Annotated in this window: 1 protein-coding gene and 1 pseudogene; one reads left to right on the top strand and one right to left on the bottom strand. The window is 70.5% G+C overall.

All coding sequences use genetic code 11. The features are described from left to right. Positions 1 to 395: MBL fold metallo-hydrolase (locus tag DVK07_RS20470; protein ID WP_199719684.1), on the bottom strand; the 395-nt coding region annotated here is incomplete at its 3' end. Positions 396 to 532: 137 nt separating this feature from the next. On the opposite strand from DVK07_RS20470, the pseudogene DVK07_RS20475 reads away from it, so the two are divergent. Next, positions 533 to 651, top strand: a pseudogene (locus DVK07_RS20475) (replication factor C small subunit 2); the annotation flags it as partial.

The raw sequence follows: 651 nt of genomic DNA on the forward strand, positions 1-651 counted from the left end.
GCGCGGACCTCGTAGTCGTCGGCGCGGTAGGCGACGTTCCCCGGTCGGACCTCGTGGACGGAGACGTGGAAGCCGGGCTGGTAGCCGCCGGCGTGGACGAGTTGTTCGAGGTGGCCTTTGCTCCCCGGCGGGCCGTGGATGGCAAGCGAGTCGTCGCGGTCGTTGAAGTCGAGCGTCTGAATCAGCCCGGGGATGCCGAGGATGTGGTCGCCGTGGAGGTGGGTGACGAACAGGTGGCTGACGCCGAACCCGGTCCCGTAGCGCATCATCTGGCGTTGGGTGCCCTCCCCGCAATCGAACAACAGGCGCTCGCCGTCGCGGTTCACGAGGAACGCGCTCGGCGCACGCGCCGTGGTGGGGACGGCCCCGCCGGTCCCGAGGAAGGTCGCGCGCATGGACATGCTCCAGAATGATACCGGCGGGACTAAACGTGCGTCGAATCCGTCGCGGCCGCTCGCCGCCCCGAGGCGGTGCGGCCGCCCGACGCCCCGGACCGACCGATTCTTACCCGACCGTCTGCTACCGGAGTCCAATGGACGCGCCGCTGTGGACCGAGACGCACGCGCCGGGGCTCGACGACCTCCCACAGCCGGAGGTCCGCGACCGCCTCCGACGCGCCGTGGACGAACCGATGAACCTCGTCGTGCAGGG

It is taken from the genome of Halorubrum sp. Atlit-26R (assembly GCF_003666015.1).
Lineage (GTDB): Archaea > Halobacteriota > Halobacteria > Halobacteriales > Haloferacaceae > Halorubrum.